This is a genomic window from Kitasatospora sp. SC0581 (assembly GCF_048159585.1).
Taxonomy (GTDB): domain Bacteria; phylum Actinomycetota; class Actinomycetes; order Streptomycetales; family Streptomycetaceae; genus Kitasatospora.
In genome coordinates this window covers 320,351-340,033 of sequence record NZ_JBLRWA010000001.1, presented here as the reverse complement: position 1 = coordinate 340,033, position 19,683 = coordinate 320,351, and the positions used below count along the sequence as shown (strand labels likewise).

18 protein-coding genes are annotated in these 19,683 nt (G+C 73.8%); 8 read left to right on the top strand and 10 right to left on the bottom strand.

Translation table 11 applies throughout. From position 1 onward, the window contains the following. Nucleotides 1-129 precede the first annotated feature (129 nt). The 4 genes from ACLWS4_RS01470 to ACLWS4_RS01455 form a co-directional block, all read right to left on the bottom strand. Nucleotides 130-516, bottom strand: a complete 387-nt coding sequence (locus ACLWS4_RS01470; RefSeq protein ID WP_049657033.1) for a rhodanese-like domain-containing protein — start codon at nucleotides 514-516, stop codon at nucleotides 130-132. Then, nucleotides 510-1,100 (bottom strand): cysteine dioxygenase, encoded by a 591-nt coding sequence (locus ACLWS4_RS01465; RefSeq protein WP_387820191.1) that lies wholly within the window; start codon nucleotides 1,098-1,100, stop codon nucleotides 510-512. The genes ACLWS4_RS01470 and ACLWS4_RS01465 overlap by 7 nt, the downstream gene beginning before the upstream one ends. Before the next feature lie 192 nt (nucleotides 1,101-1,292). Continuing rightward, nucleotides 1,293-1,370, bottom strand: coding sequence for a putative leader peptide (locus ACLWS4_RS01460; protein WP_107086570.1), 78 nt, complete (start codon nucleotides 1,368-1,370; stop codon nucleotides 1,293-1,295). Nucleotides 1,371-1,515: 145 nt separating this feature from the next. After that, complete coding sequence (locus ACLWS4_RS01455; RefSeq protein ID WP_416873103.1) at nucleotides 1,516-4,644, bottom strand: hypothetical protein; 3,129 nt, start codon at nucleotides 4,642-4,644, stop codon at nucleotides 1,516-1,518. A 430-nt stretch (nucleotides 4,645-5,074) separates the two neighbouring features. On the opposite strand from ACLWS4_RS01455, the gene ACLWS4_RS01450 reads away from it, so the two are divergent. The 4 genes from ACLWS4_RS01450 to ACLWS4_RS01435 all read left to right on the top strand — a co-directional run bounded on the left by ACLWS4_RS01450 (nucleotide 5,075) and on the right by ACLWS4_RS01435 (nucleotide 10,204). Continuing rightward, nucleotides 5,075-5,917 (top strand): nitrilase-related carbon-nitrogen hydrolase, encoded by an 843-nt coding sequence (locus ACLWS4_RS01450; RefSeq protein ID WP_380448988.1) that lies wholly within the window; start codon nucleotides 5,075-5,077, stop codon nucleotides 5,915-5,917. Nucleotides 5,918-5,928: 11 nt separating this feature from the next. Further along, nucleotides 5,929-7,377, top strand: coding sequence for a dihydropyrimidinase (gene hydA / locus ACLWS4_RS01445; RefSeq protein ID WP_416873102.1), 1,449 nt, complete (start codon nucleotides 5,929-5,931; stop codon nucleotides 7,375-7,377). Between the two features lie 193 nt (nucleotides 7,378-7,570). After that, nucleotides 7,571-8,584, top strand: a complete 1,014-nt coding sequence (locus ACLWS4_RS01440; protein ID WP_416873101.1) for a TIGR03842 family LLM class F420-dependent oxidoreductase — start codon at nucleotides 7,571-7,573, stop codon at nucleotides 8,582-8,584. A gap of 63 nt (nucleotides 8,585-8,647) precedes the next feature. Beyond that, entirely contained in the window at nucleotides 8,648-10,204 is a 1,557-nt protein-coding gene (locus ACLWS4_RS01435) for an NCS1 family nucleobase:cation symporter-1 (RefSeq protein ID WP_416873100.1), read from the top strand. Nucleotides 10,205-10,269: 65 nt separating this feature from the next. On the opposite strand, the gene ACLWS4_RS01430 is transcribed toward ACLWS4_RS01435, so the two are convergent. After that, the gene (locus ACLWS4_RS01430; RefSeq protein WP_416873099.1) at nucleotides 10,270-11,514 is read right to left on the bottom strand and encodes a glycosyltransferase; all 1,245 of its coding nucleotides are present in this window, start codon (nucleotides 11,512-11,514) and stop codon (nucleotides 10,270-10,272) included. A 246-nt stretch (nucleotides 11,515-11,760) separates the two neighbouring features. On the opposite strand from ACLWS4_RS01430, the gene ACLWS4_RS01425 reads away from it, so the two are divergent. After that, nucleotides 11,761-12,027: a GlsB/YeaQ/YmgE family stress response membrane protein gene (locus tag ACLWS4_RS01425; RefSeq protein WP_117491020.1), complete on the top strand. Its 267-nt coding sequence runs from the start codon at nucleotides 11,761-11,763 to the stop codon at nucleotides 12,025-12,027. A gap of 208 nt (nucleotides 12,028-12,235) precedes the next feature. After that, nucleotides 12,236-12,499: a GlsB/YeaQ/YmgE family stress response membrane protein gene (locus ACLWS4_RS01420; protein WP_063780048.1), complete on the top strand. Its 264-nt coding sequence runs from the start codon at nucleotides 12,236-12,238 to the stop codon at nucleotides 12,497-12,499. A 101-nt stretch (nucleotides 12,500-12,600) separates the two neighbouring features. Here the strand turns inward: ACLWS4_RS01420 and ACLWS4_RS01415 are convergent, their stop codons facing one another. The 5 genes from ACLWS4_RS01415 to ACLWS4_RS01395 form a co-directional block, all read right to left on the bottom strand. Continuing rightward, entirely contained in the window at nucleotides 12,601-13,524 is a 924-nt protein-coding gene (locus ACLWS4_RS01415; protein WP_416873098.1) for an ADP-ribosylglycohydrolase family protein, read from the bottom strand. Nucleotides 13,525-13,631: 107 nt separating this feature from the next. Beyond that, on the bottom strand, nucleotides 13,632-14,219 hold the full coding sequence (locus ACLWS4_RS01410; RefSeq protein WP_049649716.1) for a TetR family transcriptional regulator: 588 nt from the start codon (nucleotides 14,217-14,219) through the stop codon (nucleotides 13,632-13,634). A 60-nt stretch (nucleotides 14,220-14,279) separates the two neighbouring features. Then, nucleotides 14,280-15,293, bottom strand: a complete 1,014-nt coding sequence (locus ACLWS4_RS01405) for an aldo/keto reductase (protein WP_255357395.1) — start codon at nucleotides 15,291-15,293, stop codon at nucleotides 14,280-14,282. Nucleotides 15,294-15,533: 240 nt separating this feature from the next. Further along, nucleotides 15,534-15,836 (bottom strand): GNAT family N-acetyltransferase, encoded by a 303-nt coding sequence (locus ACLWS4_RS01400; RefSeq protein WP_049649718.1) that lies wholly within the window; start codon nucleotides 15,834-15,836, stop codon nucleotides 15,534-15,536. Nucleotides 15,837-15,885: 49 nt separating this feature from the next. Next, a complete protein-coding gene (locus ACLWS4_RS01395; RefSeq protein ID WP_416873097.1) occupies nucleotides 15,886-16,749 on the bottom strand; it encodes a class I SAM-dependent methyltransferase in 864 nt (287 codons plus the stop codon). Between the two features lie 197 nt (nucleotides 16,750-16,946). Here ACLWS4_RS01395 and ACLWS4_RS01390 point away from each other — a divergent pair, with 197 nt between their 5' ends. Together ACLWS4_RS01390 and ACLWS4_RS01385 are read left to right on the top strand one after the other, a co-directional pair. Beyond that, on the top strand, nucleotides 16,947-18,449 hold the full coding sequence (locus ACLWS4_RS01390) for a sensor histidine kinase (RefSeq protein WP_416873096.1): 1,503 nt from the start codon (nucleotides 16,947-16,949) through the stop codon (nucleotides 18,447-18,449). Beyond that, entirely contained in the window at nucleotides 18,446-19,105 is a 660-nt protein-coding gene (locus ACLWS4_RS01385; RefSeq protein WP_049649719.1) for a response regulator, read from the top strand. The genes ACLWS4_RS01390 and ACLWS4_RS01385 overlap by 4 nt, the downstream gene beginning before the upstream one ends. Nucleotides 19,106-19,683: the final 578 nt, after the last annotated feature.

Below are 19,683 nucleotides of genomic sequence, written 5' to 3'. Positions count from 1 at the left end.
CAAGCGCCCGGGCGTACTTCCGCCCGCGTGGTTGCCCGGCTTTGGACCAGCGGAAACTCTGATCACACTATGACCTGCATCATCTCCTGTCCCTGATTTACCGCCCCGGCACGCGGTGCGACCGCAGGCTCAGCCGCCCTGACGGGTCGGCAGGCCGGCGGCCGCCCAGCCGACGAAACCGCCGTCCAGGTCGGTCGCCCGGTGCAGTCCCAGCTCGCGCAGGGAGGCCGCGGCCAGGCTGGAGGCGTAGCCCTCGGAGCAGACCACGACCACCTCGACGTCGTAGCCCGAGGCCTCGGGAATCCGGTGACTGCCCGTCGGATCGAGCCGCCACTCCAGCACGTTGCGCTCGATGATCAGCGAGCCGGGGATCTCCCCCTCGGCCGCCCGCTGCGCCGCCGGACGGATGTCCACCAGCAGCGCGCCGTCCAGCTGGGCCTGGTACGCCTCGCGGGCGCGCGGTCGGTGGACGCCCTCCCGGGCCCGCTCCACCAGGTCGTCGATCGTGGTCACCACTGTTCAGGTCCTTCCTCGGAGGTGCGGACGAGCCCGCCGGCCCGCAGGTCGTAGTGCGCCATCGAACTCAGCGGCGGCGAGTAGGCGTGCAGGGTGACGGCGGGGCCGACGGCGGTGTTGCGCACGTCGTGCACGTACTCGGGGCCGAAGGCGCGGGCGGTGCCGGCCGGGATCCGGCGGATCAGCAGGCCCTGTTCGGGCCCGCCGAGGGACAGCTCCTCCAACTCGCCGAGGGCGACGGCGAAGGCGCCGCGCGAGCCGCCGTGGTCGTGGAAGCCGGTGGACTGGCCGGGCAGCCAGCTGATCAGCCACACCTCGTGGTCGTCGTCCGCGGCCAGCCGCCGGTACCAGCGCTCCTCGGTGGAGAGGCGGACGTGGTGGATCCACTCCTCGGGCCGCTCGGCCAGTTCGCGGACGATGGTCCGCAGGGTGCTGGGGGTGAGCGGCGCGGGGGTGCCCCCGGCGGGCGGCGTCGGTGGTGGCTCGGGGGTGCTCGTGGGGCTTGCGGCGGCGGGGCGGGTGTTGTCGGGGTTTACGGTCGGCTGGGTTTCGGGGCTGATGCTCGGGCTCGGGCTCAGAGTCATGAGGGCGTCCTCGGGTGCGGCGGGAACGTCGGTGGAAAGCGCCCGGTGTCCGGCGGTGGAGGGCGCGGGCCGACGGGGCGGCCCGGCACGCAAGGGTGCGCCGGGGCTGGGCGGGGTCAGGACTGCGGGTGCGGGTGCGCGGCGCGGGCCCTGGCAGACGTCACAGAGCGGGACCGGCGGGGGAGAACAAGGTCAACAGGCACAGATGGAACTCGCCTGGCGTCGCAGATCGACGTGCAGGCGGCATACCAGAGTGGCGCCGGAGTCCATGCGCCGGATCTTTCCCGAGCGAAGCGGAGGAAGTCAAGCCGGGCCGACCGTCCGCCGCCGTCCGTTCCCGGCGACCGACGGACCGGTCGGCTACCCGTCGCCCGCTCGCCGAGCACCCTGCGAGCATCCGTCGGTCGCCTCCCGGCTACTCCTCGGCCGGGCGGCGCGGTGGCGGGGGAGCCGTGGCGGACGGTGCCGGGTCGGTGTCGCGCGTCGGCTGTGCGGGCACCGACCCGGTGGGGCCCGGGGCCGGTCCGGCCGGTGTCTGGTCGGCCCTCGCCTGGTCGGCCAGTGCCTGCTCGATCAGCGGCGCGGCCTGTTCTCCCAGGTGGCGGCCGAGCGTCTGGTAGGCGTCGAACTGCTGGTGGTCGAACCACTGGTCGCTGGTGCGGTCGTTCGGGAAGGCCCGGTTCGCCATCGCGTAGGCGTGCAGCTCGTACGGCATCCCGGGGGTCAGTACCGCCTGGAGGAGGATCAGCCGGCCGTGCCGGACGGCCCCGGGCCCCTCGTCCAGGTCCGGGTAGCGGATGTCCCCGGTGACCACCGCCCGGGCCGAGAGCCGGGCGGAGAGCTGCGCCGCGAGCCCGCGCAGCGGCGGCCGGCGGCCCGCGCGGCCCTGCACGCCGTCGTCCGTGCGGCCGTCCGCGTCGTCACCCTCGGCGGGCCGGTCGGCGGCGGTGCCCGGGATCAGCAGCTCGGGCTCGTGCAGGGTGATGGCGACGCCCAGCTCCTCGCGGGCCAGGGTGATCGCGGCGGCCAGGTTGGTGGCGTACCCCGCGTCGCCGCTGGCGTCGATGCAGACCACCGTCCGCACCCGGTGCCGCAGCAGCTCGACCAGCCCGAGGTTCTCGTAGTGGCCGCCGTCGGTGGTGAGCAGGAAGCGGTCGTCGGGCGGGAACCGCCCGATCAGCTCCCGCAGTTGGTACGGGAGGCGGCGGACGGCGGGCTGCGCGGGGCGGCGCCAGTCCGGCGGACCGGACCAGTCGGGGCCGAGCACCGCCGGGTTGGGCAGCCACGTCCCGAGGCGGGCGTTGGTCACCGCGAACAGCCGCTGGTAGACGCGGGATTCCCGCCCCATCGCGGAGGAGAAGGCCGCGCCGGAGACGGCCATCGCCGACTGCACGGTGAGGTCCCGGGCGATGTGCGCACTGGTGCGCCGCTCCAGCAGGTCGGTGCGCGCGTACCCGATGTCCGGGCCGCCCACGTAGTCGTAGGAGAGCGAGAAGGAGGCCGCCGGACGGCCCGGTGGAGTACGGGAGTTGCCCGACAGGTTGGCCGCCGCCGAGAAGATCACCTGAGGGAAGTCGGGGTGCCGGGCGCCGTAGTGGCTCAGCCACGTCTGCTCCCGGAAGAAGTGGTACGGGCGGGCCACCGACCGGCCGCCCTCGGTGGCCCGCCGGACCGCGAATGCCGAGGCCAGCCGCAGCCGGTAGAACGGGTGCAGGCTCACCCAGGTCTGGTCGAGGTTCAGCCCGACCGCGCCGAGCACCAGGGGCAGCAGCACCTGGACGGCCGTCGGCCAGGCGTAGCCGGTGGCGACCGCCCAGCCGAGGGCCAGCAGCGCACCCGCCGTCAGCGCCAGGAGGGCGGAGCAGACCACGAGGGTCTGCGGGAGGCTGGCGCCGCTGACACGGGGCCGGCCCGCCGCGCCCGGTGTGGTGGCACCCCGACCGGGTGTCCGGCGGTCGCGCCAGAGTATGCCGAGCAGCAGCGCCAGGTAGCTGAGTGCCACGGTCAGGCCGAGCCCCGCGCCGGTGAGCTGCGGCCCCGCCGCCAGCGCCTGCTGGAGCCGCACCGCGCCCCAGGCCAGCCCCGGTACCACCAGCACCCCGACGGCCAGCAGGGCGGCCAGGGCGAGCAGGCCGAGATTGGCCCTGCGCAGCGCCCGTGGCAGCAGCGCCTGCCAGCCGAGCGAGGGGAAGGCCAGCAGCCAGAGCAGCCAGCACCCGGTGGCCGAGGCCAGCAGGAGGCCGAAGGCGGCGAGCGCCGGTGCCCGGAGCTCCAACGGCCCCGGTACGGCGCCGGCGTGGCGCAGCCCGGCCGCCGCCAGGCGGCTCAGGTCGGTGAGCGGCACGGCCCGGTAGAAGCGGCTGAGCCCGAGGCCGAGCGTCAGGACGGCGGCCAGCAGCAGGGTGAGGGCGGACAGCACCCCGCGCAGCAGCGTCCCGAGGGCGACCAGCCATTCGCCCGCGCCGTCGGCGATGTACTTGCCGTGCCGGCGGAGGTGGTCCTCCTCGGGGGACCCGGGCTCCATCACGGTGTCGGCCGTCAGACCCGAGACGGCGCGCACCGGGCTGCCGGGCGCGGAGTCGCTGAGCGCGAGCTGGAGCGCGCCGACGGTGTAGCCGCCGCCCGAGACGGAGACCAGGTAGCGGGCCCGTTTCAGCCACGGCCGCAGCGACTGGAGCGCGCCGAGGGTGACGCAGGCGGAGCGGATGCCGCCGCCGGAGGCGCAGAAGCCGAGTTCGGCGGGTTCGCGGCCGGGCGGCACCCGGGCGGCGTCGCGCCAGTGGGCGTGCCGGACGGGCGTGTTCGGGGCGTCCGGCGCTTCGGCGGCGGGTGCCGTGGCGCCGCGCCGGGCGGCGATCGGCCAGGGCGGGATCAGCGCCGGACGGTCGGGGGAGTCGGTGCCGCGGGCCTTCGCGCCCGCCCGCGACGGCCGGAGCCCGCGCACCGCGCGGGTGGCGGTCACCAGCAGGATGCCCGCCGCGAGCACCCCGGCGGGCAGGAGCAGCAGCCACTTGACGGTGGCGAGCGCGGTGGCGACGGCGAAGGGGGTGTCGGAACCGCCCGCACCTGGGTGGAGGCCGTCCAGCCCGGCGCGCAGCAGCGCGTCCTCGCCCAGGTCGCAGCAGGCCGCGAGCAGCCCGGCGCCGCCGACCGCGACGGCCGACAGCCGCCGTCGGGCCGGCCCGAGCACGTACCCGCCGAGCAGCGCGGCGGCGAGCAACGTCAGCCCGTAGCCGCCGATCAGCCAGCCGTCGGCGCGCAGCGCGGCCAGGTGGTCCGCGGCACGGCCGCCGACCACGGCCTCGGCGGCCGCACGGGAACCGGCGAGCTGGAGGGCGACGTCCCGTACGCGCGGCGCCTGATGACGGAACAGCAGCCCGCCGAGGAGGACCGGCAGCAGGGCGCCGAGGGCGAGCAGCAGGCCGGCCCAGGCGGGCAGGGCGGGCGGCCGCGCCGCCGGGCCTCCGCCCGCCGCGCTATCTGCCGTACCCGTCGCCTCCGCCGCTTCCTTCGCCGCCGCCGTCTCCGTCGCGGAATCCGCCACCACCATCGTCACCCCCCGCTTGGCCGCCCCGATCCCCCGTGACCGGGACGCTGAACTCGTAGGAAACCACCGATGACTGACGATCCGTAGTGATCCACCGCGATGTCCACGCGGGTCTTACCCCACCATCGCCGATTGCGCACCCAGGGTGTCCGGTTTCACTCGAACGAGTAAGAAGGCGACGCGTGGGGTAGATCAGCTTTTCATCCCACCCGGGACCATCCGCGTGTCCGCGCAACAAGATCACCCCAGACGCGTTTCCACCGACGTATTGTCAGGCCACCGAGGCCGGGCCTACCGTCTACAGATCGCTTTCTACGCACGTAGACCCTGCGGTTTCCCGAGCGGACCCGCAGGCGAGACCCGCCCCGTCAACCCTCAGACCGCGGGCCCGACCGCACGGCCGGGCCGCGGAGTTGCGGAGGTAACCATGTCGCAGATCGTCCGGGCCGCGCTCGTCCAGACCCGCTGGACGGGTGACCAGGAGAGCATGATCGCGCTCCACGAGCGGTACGCCCGCGAGGCCGCCGCCCAGGGAGCGAAGATCATCGGCTTCCAGGAGGTCTTCAACTCCCCGTACTTCTGTCAGGTCCAGGAAGCCGAGCACTACCGCTGGGCCGAGGCCGTCCCCGACGGCCCGACCGTGCGCCGGATGCGGGAGCTCGCCCGCGAGCTCGGGCTGGTGATGGTCGTCCCGGTCTACGAGGAGGAACAGGCCGGCGTCTACTACAACACCGCCGCCGTCATCGACGCCGACGGCAGCTACCTCGGCAAGTACCGCAAGCACCACATCCCGCAGGTCAAGGGCTTCTGGGAGAAGTACTACTTCAAGCCCGGCAACCTCGGCTGGCCCGTGTTCGACACCGCCGTCGGCAAGGTCGGCGTGTACATCTGCTACGACCGCCACTTCCCCGAGGGCTGGCGCGCCCTGGGCCTGGCCGGCGCGCAGATCGTCTACAACCCCTCCGCCACCAGCCGCGGCCTGTCCGCCTACCTCTGGCAGCTCGAACAGCCCGCCGCCGCCGTCGCCAACGAGTACTTCGTCGCCGCGATCAACCGCGTCGGCACCGAGGAGTACGGCGACAACGACTTCTACGGCACCTCCTACTTCGTCGACCCGCGCGGGCAGTTCGTCGGCGACGTCGCCTCCGACAAGGAGGAGGAACTCGTCGTCCGCGACCTCGACCTCGGCCTGATCGAACAGGTCCGCCAGCAGTGGGCGTTCTACCGGGACCGCCGGCCCGACGCCTACGGGCCGCTCGCCGAGGCCTGAGGAGCAGCGCGATGACCACCAACGACGTGAGGGCCACCCGCGACCCGCACCAGCGCACCGTCGTCCGCGGCGGCCTCGTCATCACCGCCACCGAGGAACTCCACGCCGACGTCCTGATCGAGGGCGAGCGCGTCGCCGCCCTGGCCACCACCGGCGGCTCCGCCGCCGAGGCCTGGACCGCCGACACCGTCATCGACGCCACCGGCCACTACGTCATCCCGGGCGGGGTCGACGCCCACACCCACATGGAGCTGCCGTTCGGCGGCACCGCGGCCTCCGACACCTTCGAGACCGGCACCCGCGCCGCGGCCTGGGGCGGCACCACCACCATCGTGGACTTCGCCGTCCAGTCGGTCGGCGGCTCGCTGCGCGAGGGCCTGGACACCTGGCACGCCAAGGCCGAGGGCAACTGCGCGATCGACTACGCCTTCCACACCATCGTCTCCGACGTCAACGACGCCGTGCTCAAGGAGATGGACACCCTCGTGGACTCCGGCGAGTCCACCTCCTTCAAGCTCTTCATGGCCTACCCCGGCGTTTTCTACAGCGACGACGGCCGCATCCTGCGGGCCATGCAGCGCGGCGCCGCCAACGGCGGGCTGATCATGATGCACGCGGAGAACGGCATCGCCATCGACATCCTGGTCGAACAGGCGCTCGCCGCCGGGAGGACCGCACCCCGCTACCACGGCGAGGTCCGGCGCGAACTGCTGGAGGCCGAGGCCACCCACCGGGCGATCAAGCTCGCCCAGGTGGCCGGCAGCCCGCTCTACGTGGTGCACGTCTCCGCAGCCGCCGCGCTCGCCGAACTCGTCGGGGCCCGGGACGCCGGCCTCAACGTCTTCGGCGAGACCTGCCCGCAGTACCTCTTCCTCTCCACCGACAACCTCGCCGAGGAGGGCGCCGACGGCTTCGAGGGCGCCAAGTACGTGTGCAGCACGCCGCTCAGACCGCGCGAGCACCAGGAGGCGCTCTGGCGCGGGCTGCGCACCAACGACCTCCAGGTGGTCTCCACCGACCACTGCCCGTTCTGCTTCGTCGGCCAGAAGGAGCTGGGCCGGGGCGACTTCTCGAAGATCCCCAACGGCCTGCCGGGCGTCGAGAACCGGATGGACCTGCTCCACCAGGCCGTGGTGGACGGGCACATCAGCCGGCGCCGCTGGGTCGAGATCGCCTGCACCACCCCGGCCCGGATGTTCGGCCTGCACCCGCGCAAGGGCACCATCGCCCCGGGTGCCGACGCTGACCTGGTGGTCTACGACCCCACCGCGGTGCAGACCGTCTCCGCCGCGACCCACCACATGAACGTGGACTACTCGGCCTACGAGGGCCGTCGACTCACCGGCCGGGTGCGGACGGTGGTGTCGCGCGGCACCGTCGTGCTGGACGACGGCGACTGGCGCGGCCGGGCCGGCCACGGCACCTTCCTGCGCCGGGACACCTGCCAGTACCTGGTCTGATCCCTCTCCCGATTCCCGCCCCTCCCGTTCCTCCCGTTCCTCGACGTCCACCCGCCGCCGCCCGGTCTGCCGGCCGTCCGGTCGCCCGCCCGCCCGCCCGCCCGCCCGGCTGCCGGCCCGGCCCTTCGACCGGGGCGACCGATCCGGTCGACGGCCGGGTGGCGGCGGTCAAAACCCTTACCTGGAGCCCCTCATGGACATCGGCCTCGTCCTCCAGACCGACCCGCCCGCCCGGCTGCTCATCGACCGGATGATCCGCGCCGAGCGGGCCGGGTTCAGCCACGGCTGGACCTTCGACTCCTGCGTGCTGTGGCAGGAGCCCTTCGTCATCTACAGCCGGATCCTCGCCGAGACGGAGCGGATGACCGTCGGCCCGATGGTCACCAACCCCTCCACCCGCACCTGGGAGGTGACCGCCTCCACGTTCGCCACCCTCAACGACATGTACGGCAACCGGACCGTCTGCGGCATCGGCCGCGGCGACTCCGCCATGCGGGTCGCCGGGCGGAGCCCCGCCACCCTCGCCCGGCTCTCCGAAGCCATGCGCGCCATCAAGGAGTTGGCCGAGGGGCGCACCGCCGAGGTGGACGGCAGTGAGATGCACCTGCCGTGGGTCCGCGCCGGCGCCTCCCTGCCGATCTGGATGGGGGCGTACGGGCCGAAGGCGTTGAACCTGACCGGGCGTCAGGCCGACGGCTTCATCCTGCAGTTGGCAGACCCCTACCTCACCGAGTTCATGGTCAAGGCGGTGCGGGCCGCCGCCGTCGAGGCCGGCCGGGATCCGGAGTCGATCACCATCTGCGTCGCTGCCCCGGCCTACGTCACCGCCGACGACTCGCCCGAGGCGCTCGCCCACGCCCGGGAGCAGTGCCGCTGGTTCGGCGGGATGGTCGGCAACCACGTCGCCGACCTGGTCAGCCACTACGGCGAGCACTCCGACCTGGTACCGGAGGCGCTCACCGACTACATCAAGGACCGGCAGGGCTACGACTACAGCCACCACGGGCGGGCCGGGAACCCGGACACGGCCTTCGTCCCGGACGGGATCATCGACCGCTTCTGCCTGATCGGCCCGGTGGAGGCGCAGCGGGCCCGACTGGCGGAGCTCCGCTCGCTCGGCGTCGACCAGTTCGCCGTCTACGCCATGCACGACGCCATCGAGACCACCATCGACGCGTACGGGACGGACGTCATCCCGCACCTGTGACCCCGCCCGGCGCCCCCACCCGAGCTCAGCCGCGGATCCGCCCGCGGCGGACGGGAGTTGCCCATGCCCGGAACCGCGACCAGTGACGGCAGACAGTGGCACCACCCCGACGGCCGGGTTGAACTCGACCCGGCCGCCGGGGACTTGCCTCCCAACGGCTTCACCAGCGACGACCTGCGGCCGGTCCCGGTGGCACGGCGTACCTGGACCACGTACAACTTCCTCGCACTCTGGGTCGGCATGGCCCACAACATCCCGTCCTGGACCCTGGCTTCGGGCCTGGTCACGCTCGGCATGGACTGGAAGCAGGCGGTGCTGACGATCGCGCTCGCCAACCTCCTCGTGCTGGTCCCGATGCTGCTCACCGGGCACGCCGGCACCAAGTACGGCATCCCGTTCCCGGTCTTCGCCCGGGCCGCCTTCGGGCTGCGCGGCGCCAACCTGCCCGCCCTGCTGCGGGCGGCGGTGGCCTGCGCCTGGTTCGGGATCCAGACCTGGATCGGCGGCGAGGGCATCTTCCTGCTGGCGGGCAAGCTGTTCGGCGAATCCTGGCGCACGGCCGGTGAGTTCGGCGGCTACCCGTGGACGCAGTGGCTCTCGTTCCTGCTGTTCTGGCTGATCGAGATGGCCATCATCGCGCGGGGGATGGAGGCGCTGCGGCGGTTCGAGAACTGGGCGGCGCCGTTCGTCATCGTCGGCGCGCTCGCGCTGCTGGTGTGGATCACCGTCAAGGCGGGCGGGCTCGGGCCGCTGCTCGACCAGCCGTCCAGACTGGGGTGGGGCGGCGGCTTCTGGAAGGTCTTCTTCCCCGCGCTGATGGGCATGATCGGGTTCTGGTCCACCCTCTCGCTGAACATCCCCGACTTCACCCGCTTCGGCGGCAGCCAGCGGGCCCAGATACGCGGGCAGGCGCTCGGCCTGCCGACCACGATGACGCTCTTCGCATTCCTGTCCGTGCTGGTCACCTCGGGCTCCGAGGCGGTCTACGGGGCCCCGGTGTGGGACCCGATCCAGCTGGCCGCCAAGATGGAGAACCCGGTCGGCATCCTGTTCGCGCTGCTGACCGTGCTGGTCGCGACGCTGTCGGTGAACATCGCCGCCAATGTGGTGTCGCCCGCGTACGACCTCGCCAACCTGCTGCCCCGCTTCGTCACCTTCCGGACCGGGGCGCTGATCACGGGGGTGGTCGGGATCGTGATCCTCCCGTGGCGGCTGATCTCCGACCCGCACGTGTACATCTTCACCTGGCTCGGTGTGGTCGGCGGGCTGCTCGGCACGGTCGGCGGAGTGCTGATCGCCGACTACTGGGCCCTGCGCCGCACCCGCCTCCGGCTCGCCGAGCTGTACCGCCCGGGCGGGGCGTACTGGTATGCGGCCGGCTGGAACTGGCGGGCCGTGACGGCGCTGCTGGTGGGCGGCGTGCTGGCCGTCGGCGGCTCGTACTCCACCGTCGACGCCGACGGTGCGAAGCAGGGCCCCTTCCCGGCGGACGGCCTGATCCCCGTCCTCAAGCCGCTCGCCGACTACGGCTGGGCCGTCGGGCTGACGGCGGCGGCCGTGGTGTACCTGGGGCTGAGCGGGGTGTTCGGGAGGGGGAGCGGGGAGGAGAGGGAGGGCTGACGGGAGAGGGCGAACGACTGACGGGCGACAGCGAACAGCTGACAGATTTCGAAAGTTGTCAGCTGTCAGCTGTTCGCTGAAACCCGTTCGACGGCGGCGAGGACCTTGGCCGCGCCGTCCTCGGCGGCCAGGGCGGTGGCGACGGCTCGGGCGCGGGTGCGGTAGCGGGGGTCGTCGAGCGTCAGGCGGAGGGAGGTGGCGAGGCGGGCGGGGGTGAGGCCGCGCAGGGGGACGGGGCCGGGGGAGACGCCGAGCCGGGCCAGTCGGGCGGACCAGAACGGTGCGTCGAGCTGGGCGGGCACGGGGACGGCGGGGGTCCCGGAGCGGAGGGCGGCGGCCGTGGTGCCGGCACCCGCGTGGTGGACCACGGCGGCGGTGCGGGGGAAGAGCCATTCGTGCGGGGTGTCGCCGACGGTCAGGACGGAGTCCGAGTCCTCGGCGGCCAGTCTGCTCCACCCCGACTGGAGCAGGAGGCGCACCCGGGCGGCGCGGGCGGCGGCGAGGACGGTCGCGGTCAGCCGCTCGGCGTCGGGGACGACCAGGCTGCCGAAGCCGACGAAGACCGGCGGCGGCCCGGCGGCCAGGAAGTCGAGCAGCCGGGCCGGGGGCTGCCAGTCCGGCCGGTCGGCCGGCCACCAGTAGCCCGCCACCTCCAGTCGGGGGCGCCAGTCGGCGGGTCGGGGCACCACCAGTGGCGAGAAGCCGTGCAGGACGGGGTGGTTGCGGCGGGCCCGGGCGATGCCGAGCGGCGGCAGGCCGAGCCGACGGCGCAGCCCGCGGACGGCCGGGACGAACAGCTGGTCGGTCGCGGCCTGGACGGCGTGTCCCGCCAGCAGGTTGCCGGACCGGCCGAGCGATCGGGTGCCGGTGACGGCGGGCGCGAACTCCCGGGTGGGGGCGAGGGGTTGGAGGTACAGCCCGATGCTGGGGATGCCGGCCGCCTCGGCGGCTACCTGGCCGAGTGCGCTGGTGGTGCTGGTGGTCAGCAGCAGGTCGGTCCCGAGCGCCGTGGCGTCGGCGATGCCGTCGCCGAGTGCGGGCATGAACCTCCGGCCGAGCCGCAGGAGTTGCAGGACGGCGCCCGGTCCGCTGCCGGCCCGCAGCAGGCGCCGGCCCTCGGCGGAGGCGAGTTCGGTGCGCGGGTCGACCGGCAGTGGGCGGAACTCCAGCCCGGCGGCCCGTACCGACTCGGCGAAGGTGTCGTGGGTGGCGACGGCCACCTGATGCCCGGCCGCCCGCAGCCGGACGCCGAGCCCGGTGAAGGGGGCCACGTCGCCCCGGGAGCCGGCGGTGGCGATCAGGATGCGCATGGCCGCAGTATTTCGGCGCGGGCGGCGCGCGGGAAGGGCGCCACGCGCGGGCGGTCCGGCCTGGGCGGCCGGTGTCGTCGGCCGGTCCCGTCCGCTGGGTTCGTCCGCCGGGTTCGGACGGTGCTGCGCGGGTGGCCGACCGGGGCGGCCGACGCGGGTGGCGGAACCGGGCGGCGGGCGGTGGCGTCCTTGCGGGCAGAGCGGACGGGACGGGGCCGTCGCGCCTTGGACGGGAAGGGATGCCGGATGAGCATCGTCGCGTGGATCGTGCTGGGCCTGCTGGCCGGTGCGCTGGCCAAGCTGCTGCTGCCGGGGAAGGACCCGGGCGGCCTGATCGTGACCACCCTGATCGGCATCGCCGGCTCCTTCGTCGGCGGCTGGATCGCATCGCACTTCATGCACCGCTCGATCTCCGCGCACTTCTTCGACGCGGCGACCTGGGTGTCGGCGATCGGCGGCGCCCTGGTGCTGCTGATCGCCTACCGGCTGCTGTTCGGCAACTCGCGCCGCTGACGGAATGGTTCGGTGCGGCCCCGGCGTCCGGGAGACGGCGGGGCGTGCCGGGGGAGGGGAGTTCCGCCGACCGGTACGACGGCGCCCGGATGGCCGGTTCGAACCGGTCCTTGCCGGTGCTGGAACGGTGCGAGGCCCTCGTACGTCCTTCCGAACGGGACCCGGGGGCTCGACGGGGTCGCCACACCGATGACGCAAGGGGCGGCGGATGAGCTGGATGGCGTGGATCGTGCTGGGCCTGGTGTCGGGGACACTGGCCAGGATGGCGATGTCGAGGGGGGAGCGCGGCCTGATCGGCAGCACCCTGATCGGCATCACCGGCTCCTACATCGGCACCTGGATCGTCTCGCACTGGATGCACGGGACGGTGAAGGTGAGCTTCCTCGACGTCACGACCTGGGTGTCGGCGATCGGCGGCGCCATGGTCCTGCTCTTCGGCTACAAGGTGCTCCGCTTCCTCGCCCGGCGCTGACCATCTGGTGCTGACGGCTCGATGCTGATGGCTCGGCGCTGATGGTTCGGTGCTGACCGCCGGGCTTTGAAGCCGGGCGGTCAGCACCCGGCACCGCCCGGTTACCGGTCGGCGGTCCGGGACGCCTCGGCGACCCAGCCCGGAAGCGGCTCGCGCGCGGCGAGCCAACCGGGCGGCACGTCCGCGAGCCCGGTCCGGGCGGCGGTCACACCGGCGGCGATGGCGCAGGCGGTGTCCTTGTCGCCCCAGCCCTCCAGGGTGTTCCAGACGGTCTCCGGCAGCGAGTCCAGGTGCCCGGCCGCGGACCAGAGGGCGAACGGCACTGTGTCCGCGGCGGAGATCAGCGCTCCCGAGCCGAGCACGGTGGCGGCGTGCCGGACGCTGGTGTGCTCGGGCATCCGGGCGGCGATCCGGAGCCCGGAGCGGACCTCGCTGTCCGGCAGCCGTCCGGCGATCTCGGTCAGCAACTCGGCCCGGCCGGGCGGGTTTCCGCCCCGGCTGCGGACCGCCAGCGCAGCCGCGAGCGCGACCGCCACCGCACCGGCGACAGCCTCCGGGTGGAAGTGGGTGGTGAGCGCCTGCAGTTCGGCCTGCCGGACCACCGCGTCGAGGTCCTCGGCGAACCAGGCGCCCAGCGGCGCGACCCGCATCGCGGCGCCGTTCCCGTGCGAGCCCTGGCCTTCGAACTGGGCCGAGGTGATGGCGCGCCAGTCCCCGCCGGCGCCGATCCCGCGCAGGACCCGGTGCATCGACGGGCCGTACTTGCGCCCGTACTCGCGGGCGTACTCGGCGGCGAACTCCCGGGCGAGCGCGTCCGGTCGGACCTCGCCCGCGTCGAGCAGGTGGCGGACCAGCACGAGCGCCATGGCGGTGTCGTCGGTCCAGTGCCAGGGCGCGGGCCGGACCAGCCGGGCGGCGAGCGCGGCGGGCGCCTCGTCCAGCGGGACCGAGAACCACCGGTCGCCGAAGGCGTCGCCGAGGGCGAGTCCTTCCAGGCTGTCCAGGACCGGGCGGGCCGCACGCATGTCATCCTCCGTGTGAGATCAACTGTGTGCGGCAGTCTGCCGGACGGGCGGGGCGCCGGCGAGCGGTTATTCCTCCGCTCGCCGGCGCCACATTTGCTGACGGTTCGTCACTTCGCCTTCAGGCCACCGAGGACGAGCTTCCAGACGGCGTCGAACCGGTCGTCGACGTCGGGGGTGGACCAGGTGGACGCGTAGGCCGGGTCGTGGAAGGGGCCGGTCGCGTCGAAGACGGCGCGGGCGGTGTTGCGGATGTGGGCGAGCTTGAATTCCTTGGTCTCGATGCCCTCCGCCACCATCCGCGAGATCTGGTCGACCAGGGTGTCGACGTGGGTGTCCACCAGGCCGCTGTTCTCCTCGACCAGCACCATGTAGGTGGCGAACAGCTCCGGGTCGTCCAGCGCCTTCTTCCGCTTGGCCGTGAACAGCGCCGTCAGCCACCGCTGCAGCCGCTCGGAGGCGGGGCCGCCCTCGTTGGAGACGGTCGACAGCTCGTGGTGCGCCTGGTCGAGCCAGCGCTGGGTGACCGCTTCGCGCAGCGCGGCCTTGCTGGGGAAGTGGCGGTAGACGCTGCTGTGGCTGACGCCGAGGATGCGGGCGACGTCCACGACGGTGGCCTTGGCCGGGCCGAACCGCCGGAGGACATCCTCCGCCGCGCTCAGGATCTGCTCGGCGGTGAGTGTGGTGTCCGTGGTCACGGGGAGGTCCGTCCTTAGGTCGTGCGGTCGGGTCGTGCGGCGATGGCGCCGGTGGTGCGGTCAGCGCTCGCTGTCCAGGTGGGCCATCTGTGCGGCAGCGTACCGGTCACCGGCGGCGGAGCCGGCGGGTACGGCGGCCTCGACGGCGGCGAGGTCGGCCTCGGTCAGCGCGACGTCGAGGGCGCCGAGGGCCTCGGTCAGGCGGTCCCGGCGGCGGGCCCCGACCAGCGGGACGACGTCCTGACCGCGGGAGGCCACCCAGGCGATGGCGACCTGGGCGACGGTGGCGCCCCGTGCGACGGCGATCTCGCGCAGGGCCTCGACCAGTGCCAGGTTGTGGGCCAGGTTCTCGCCCTGGAAGCGCGGGCTGTGGCTGCGGAAGTCGGTCCCGGCGAGGGCCCGTTCCCGGTCCCAGTGGCCGCCGAGCAGGCCGCGGGAGAGCACGCCGTACGCGGTGATGCCGATGCCGAGCTCGCGGGCGGCGGGCAGGACGGCGGCCTCGATCGAGCGGGAGAGCAGCGAGTACTCGATCTGGAGGTCGCTGATCGGGTGGACGGCGGCGGCCCGGCGCAGGGTGTCGGCGCCGACCTCGGAGAGCCCGATGTGGCGGACGTAGCCGGCCTGCACCAGGTCGGCGATGGCGCCGACGGTCTCCTCGACCGGGACGCCCGGGTCCAGGCGGGCCGGGCGGTAGACGTCGACGTGGTCGGTGCGGAGGCGGCGCAGGGTGTAGGCGAGCGCCGTCTTGGTGGCGGCGGGGCTCGCGTCGTAGCCGAGCCACTGGCCGTCGGGGCCGCGCTGGGCGCCGAACTTCACGCTGATCTGCACGCTCTCGCGGTCGCGGCCGCGCAGCGCCTCGTGGATCAGCAGCTCGTTGTGGCCCATGCCGTAGAAGTCGCCGGTGTCGAGGAGGGTGACCCCGGCGTCGAGGGCGGCGTGGATGGTGGCGATGCTCTCGGCCTCGTCGGCCGGGCCGTACAGGTCGGACATGCCCATGCAGCCGAGGCCGAGGGCCGAGGTGACCGGTCCGGTGGTGCCGAGGGTGCGCCGGGCGGGGCGGGTGTGGGAGGACACGGGTGACTCCAAGGGGGCGGGTGCGGTGCCGGAAGGGGCAGGAGCAGGGTGACCCGGGTCTCACTGTGACACGACGGCGAACAGATTTCAAAATCTGTTCGCTGTCGTCTGTTATCTGAAAGTTGAAATCTGTCGACTGTCATTTGTTCGGCGGACGGGCGGACGGGCGGGCGGACATGCGGTCGGTCGGACGGGCGGGCGACTGCGGCATGGAGACAGACGCCCGCACCGAAGCCGACATCAGTCGGCGACCCGGCTCCGGTTCTCGTACGCGAGGTCGGTGTACTCGGGGTGGCGGAGCATCCAGCCCTTGATGAAGGGGCAGGTGGCCAGCACGGACAGGCCGCGGGCGCGGGCGTCGTCCAGGGCGGCGCGGGCCAGCGCGCTGCCGATGCCCCGGCCCTCGAAGGCGGGCTCGACCACGGTGTGCGGATAGACCACCAGCTGGTCGCTGCGCAGGTACTCGGCGAAGCCCGCCGGCTTGCCGTCCTCCCAGGCCTCGAAGCGGTTCCGGGCTTCCACGTCACGTACCGAGATGGTCATCGCGGCTCCTCACTGCGGGAGAGTCGGAGCCGGGCCCGGCCCCGGTCCATCATCGGGGGACCGGGGCCGCCCCGCCCGCCGATCCGGTTGCCGTGTCCGTCGTGGTCGTCGTGCTCGGGGGCGCCGGTTCGACCGCGGGCTCGACGGCGGGGCTCCCGGCCGGTGCCCAGGTCTCGCGGCCGCCCGGCGACCGCAGCAGGCAGGCGCGGGCGGGCGGCACATTGCGCCACACCGTGCGCTCGCCCAGCCCGTACGCCTGCTCGAACCGCCGCAGCAGCCGGACCACCGCCCGGTGGCGGGCGCCCCGGCGGGGGCCGGAGGTGAGGCTGCGCGCCGTCGTCGTGCCGAGGTACCCGAAGTACGTCAGCTCGCCGCCGGGCGCCAGCAGCCGCAGGTAGAGGTCGAGGATGTCGCGCACCTGTGCGGGCTCGAAGTTGGTGAACGGCAGCCCGGACACGATCACGTCGTACCGCTGCCCGCGGTCCTCCGCCCGGGCCCCTTCCAGCGCCGGTCGACGGCACTCCGGCAGCTCCTCGACCCGGCAGGCGGACAGTCGCAGGCCGACCCCGGGGTGGCGTGCGGCGAGGACCGGGTCCTCCCGCAGCCGTTCGGCGAACCGCGGGTTGGCCTCGACGACGTGCAACCGGTCGCCCGGGCGCAGCACTTGGGCCAGTCGGCGGGTGACCACGCCGGTGCCGGCGCCGACCTCCAGCACCGAGATCGGACGGTTCGGGCGGCTGGTGACCGGTACCACCAGCGCGTTCACCAGCTCCGGGCCGCTCGGGGCCAGCGCGCCGGTGTCGTGGAAGGTGCGCAGGGCCTCGGCGAGGAACAGCAGGTGGTCGCCACCGGCGGGTGAACTGTACAGGGGAGAAGGGGAGTCCGGACGGTGGTGGAGCCGTTCGTTGGTCATGCCGTCGACGCTAGGCAGGGCGGAGCCGCCGCGAATCGGCCGGTCAGCGGCGCCGACCCCCGACGAAAGTCGAGGGTGCGGTTACCCGGAAGACAGAGGCGCTCCGCGGCCGAGCGCCCCTAGCATCGAGCCCGAGGTGCCCAAGGGTGGACGTACGGAAGGCTTTCGGGCCGAGGAGAGCGGAAAGGAGGAGCACCATGCGCCGGAGTGTGCTCGGCTGGTACGGGCCGGACCACCGGGCCGGGACGGACACGTTGCTGCTGCTCGGCCTGCTCGGCCTGACCATCGAGGAGGCCTTCGCCCAGTGGACGCAGACCGACGGTCCGCTGCGCCTGCCGCGCACGGTCGTCGCCGCGCTCGCCGCGGTCTCGCTCTTCTTCGCCCGCCGCCACCCGGTGGCCTCGGCCGTGCTGCCGGTGCTCACGGGCGGGCTGTTCAACCGGGCCGTCCCCGGCCTGTTCAGCGTCTTCCACCTCGCCTACCTCGGCCGGCCGGGCCTGGCGATGGCGGGCGGCTCGGTCATCGCGGTGGCCAGTGCGGTGGGTGTGGACTCACTGGTCGGCCGGGCGGGTACCGCCGGGTCCCAACTCCTGGTCCAGGCCGCCACGATGGCGGTCGGCCTGTGGCTGCGGGGCAGACGGGTGCTGATCCGCACCCTGCACGAGCAGGTCGACGCGCTGCGCCGCGAGCGCGAGCTGCGCGCCGAGCAGGCCCGGTCCGCCGAACGGGCCCGGATCGCCCGGGAGATGCACGACGTGCTGGCCCATCGGCTCAGCCTCCTGGTCCTGCACGCCGGGGTGTTGCGCGACCAGGCCAGGGCCGGCACCGTCGCCGACGACCCCGACCGGCTCACCCACCGCCTCGAACTGCTGCGCACCACCGCCGCCCGGTCGCTCGACGACCTGCGCGACGTCCTGGGCGCGCTGCGGGCCGACCCGTCGGCCCCGCCCGCCACGGGAGGCGAGCCGTCCGTGCCCGTCGAGGCCGGGCGCGTCCCGGCGCCCGCGCTGCGCGACCTCACCGAGCTCGTCGGCGAGGCGACCCAGGCCGGCCAACGGGTCGAACTCACCCTCTCCGGGGAGCCGGAGACCATCCCGACCACCCACCGGCTGGCCGTGCACCGGCTGGTGCAGGAGGCGCTGACCAACGCCCGCAAGCACGCGCACGCTGCGCCCGTCACCGTCCGGGTCGGCTACGGGGCGCCGGCGACGACGGTCGAGGTCCGCAACGGCCCGGGCGAGGCGCCGTTGGGCGGGCCGGGCACCGGTGGTGGGTACGGGCTGGTGGGGCTGGCCGAACGGGTCGGCGCCCTCGGCGGCCACTTCGACGCCGGTCCGGACGGTGGCGGCGGCTTCCGGCTCTCCGCCCGGTTACCCGCGCCGGACCGCCCGCCGCAGGCGGTGCCGGACGAGGCTTCCGCCCGGCTCCGTGGCGACGGTCCGGATCCACAGTCGGCGCGTGCGGTGGCGCACCCCGGGCGGGCGTCGCCGCGGCCGGAGCGGGGGAAGGGGACGCCAGGGGCGCGGCAATCGCAGGAAGGGGCGCAGGGGGCGCGAGGAGTGAAGCAGTCGGAGCCACCGAAGCAACCGGAGGAACCGGAGGAACCGACGCAGCCGAACCAATCGACGCAAGCGACGCAACCGACGCGGGCGAAGCACGTTGAGCAGGAACCGAAGCCGCAGCCGAAGGACGCCGCATGATCCGAACAATGGTGGTCGACGACGACGCGCTGGTCCGTCTCGGCCTGGTCGACCTCCTGGCCCAGGACCCGGAGCTCACCGTGGTCGCCGAGGCCGCCGATGGGCTGCAGGCCGTCGAGCTCGCCGCCGGTCGGCGGATCGACGTCGCGCTGATGGACATCCGGATGCCCCGGCTCGACGGGATCGCCGCCACCCGGCGGCTGCGCGAACTCCCCGACGGTCCGCGGGTCATCGCCCTCACCACCTTCGACCTGGACGAGTACGTGTACCAGGCGCTCGCGGCCGGGGCGGACGGCTTCCTGCTGAAGGACACCCCGCCCGCGGAGATCGCCCGGGCCGTCCATGTCGTCGCCGGCGGCCAGGGGATGCTGCACCCGGCGGCCGCTCGGCGGCTGATCGACCGCTACCACCGGGTCGGGGCGCCCCGGTCGGTGGCCGCCCGCAGCCGGGCCGCCGGACTCACCCCGCGGGAGACGGACGTACTGCGCGAACTCGCCGACGGGCTCTCCAATGCCGAGATCGCCGGTGTGCTCGGGATGCGCGAGAGCACGGTCAAGGCACACGTCAGTCGGATCCTGACCGGGCTCGGAGTCGCCAACCGGGTCCAGGCGGCGCTGCTCGCACGCGACGCCGGGCTGATGGGCGACGGCGGCTGAGGACGGACGGCTGGGATCGGCCGGGCCCGGGTTCGGGTGCCGGGGTGCCCGGGTGCCGATCGGTCGTGCACCCGCGGGTACGGTCGCGAACGTTCGCGCACGCGCATATCCGGGCGCTGTCCCGCTGTTCCGGGGTGCCGCCCCGTCGTGCCACGGGTTGCAGCCGAAGCACGTCGGGGCTCGGCGGGGCTCGGCGGGGCTCGGTGGGGCACATCGGGGCACGGCATCGGCCGGTGTTCACCCGGGCGTTCCCGGGACGTTCCTCCGGAGTCGGGGCGGACGTCGAAGCGGGCTTCCATGAGCCGCCGCGTGCTCCCGGTTCGTATCGCGTGCTGAGCCGCTGTCACCCATCCGGCGTGGAAATGCCGTGCCTTGGCCGTTTGCGCTGCCGAACTCGGGCGGCGGGTCCATGGTGGAGATGGGCGCGATCCGGCGACCGCGTCCGCGCGCCGATCCAGGCCCGCGCGCCGAGCGCCCGCGCCGAAAGCGGACGGGTGTTGTCCGAAGCGGGGCCCGGTACCGGCACGCTGGGAACAGGGCCACCTCGCAGGAAACCGAACGGTTCTTCTAGGCTCACA

Excerpts from the sequence above, each read along its gene's own strand:
- ACLWS4_RS01465 (WP_387820191.1), bottom strand. The coding sequence starts at position 1,100 with ATGACTCTGAGCCCGAGCCCGAGCATCAGCCCCGAAACCCAGCCGACC.
- ACLWS4_RS01460 (WP_107086570.1), bottom strand. The coding sequence starts at position 1,370 with ATGGACTCCGGCGCCACTCTGGTATGCCGCCTGCACGTCGATCTGCGA.
- ACLWS4_RS01450 (WP_380448988.1), top strand. The coding sequence starts at position 5,075 with ATGTCGCAGATCGTCCGGGCCGCGCTCGTCCAGACCCGCTGGACGGGT.
- hydA (WP_416873102.1), top strand. The coding sequence starts at position 5,929 with ATGACCACCAACGACGTGAGGGCCACCCGCGACCCGCACCAGCGCACC.
- ACLWS4_RS01440 (WP_416873101.1), top strand. The coding sequence starts at position 7,571 with ATGGACATCGGCCTCGTCCTCCAGACCGACCCGCCCGCCCGGCTGCTC.
- ACLWS4_RS01435 (WP_416873100.1), top strand. The coding sequence starts at position 8,648 with ATGCCCGGAACCGCGACCAGTGACGGCAGACAGTGGCACCACCCCGAC.
- ACLWS4_RS01430 (WP_416873099.1), bottom strand. The coding sequence starts at position 11,514 with ATGCGCATCCTGATCGCCACCGCCGGCTCCCGGGGCGACGTGGCCCCC.
- ACLWS4_RS01425 (WP_117491020.1), top strand. The coding sequence starts at position 11,761 with ATGAGCATCGTCGCGTGGATCGTGCTGGGCCTGCTGGCCGGTGCGCTG.
- ACLWS4_RS01420 (WP_063780048.1), top strand. The coding sequence starts at position 12,236 with ATGAGCTGGATGGCGTGGATCGTGCTGGGCCTGGTGTCGGGGACACTG.
- ACLWS4_RS01415 (WP_416873098.1), bottom strand. The coding sequence starts at position 13,524 with ATGCGTGCGGCCCGCCCGGTCCTGGACAGCCTGGAAGGACTCGCCCTC.
- ACLWS4_RS01400 (WP_049649718.1), bottom strand. The coding sequence starts at position 15,836 with ATGACCATCTCGGTACGTGACGTGGAAGCCCGGAACCGCTTCGAGGCC.
- ACLWS4_RS01395 (WP_416873097.1), bottom strand. The coding sequence starts at position 16,749 with ATGACCAACGAACGGCTCCACCACCGTCCGGACTCCCCTTCTCCCCTG.
- ACLWS4_RS01390 (WP_416873096.1), top strand. The coding sequence starts at position 16,947 with ATGCGCCGGAGTGTGCTCGGCTGGTACGGGCCGGACCACCGGGCCGGG.
- ACLWS4_RS01385 (WP_049649719.1), top strand. The coding sequence starts at position 18,446 with ATGATCCGAACAATGGTGGTCGACGACGACGCGCTGGTCCGTCTCGGC.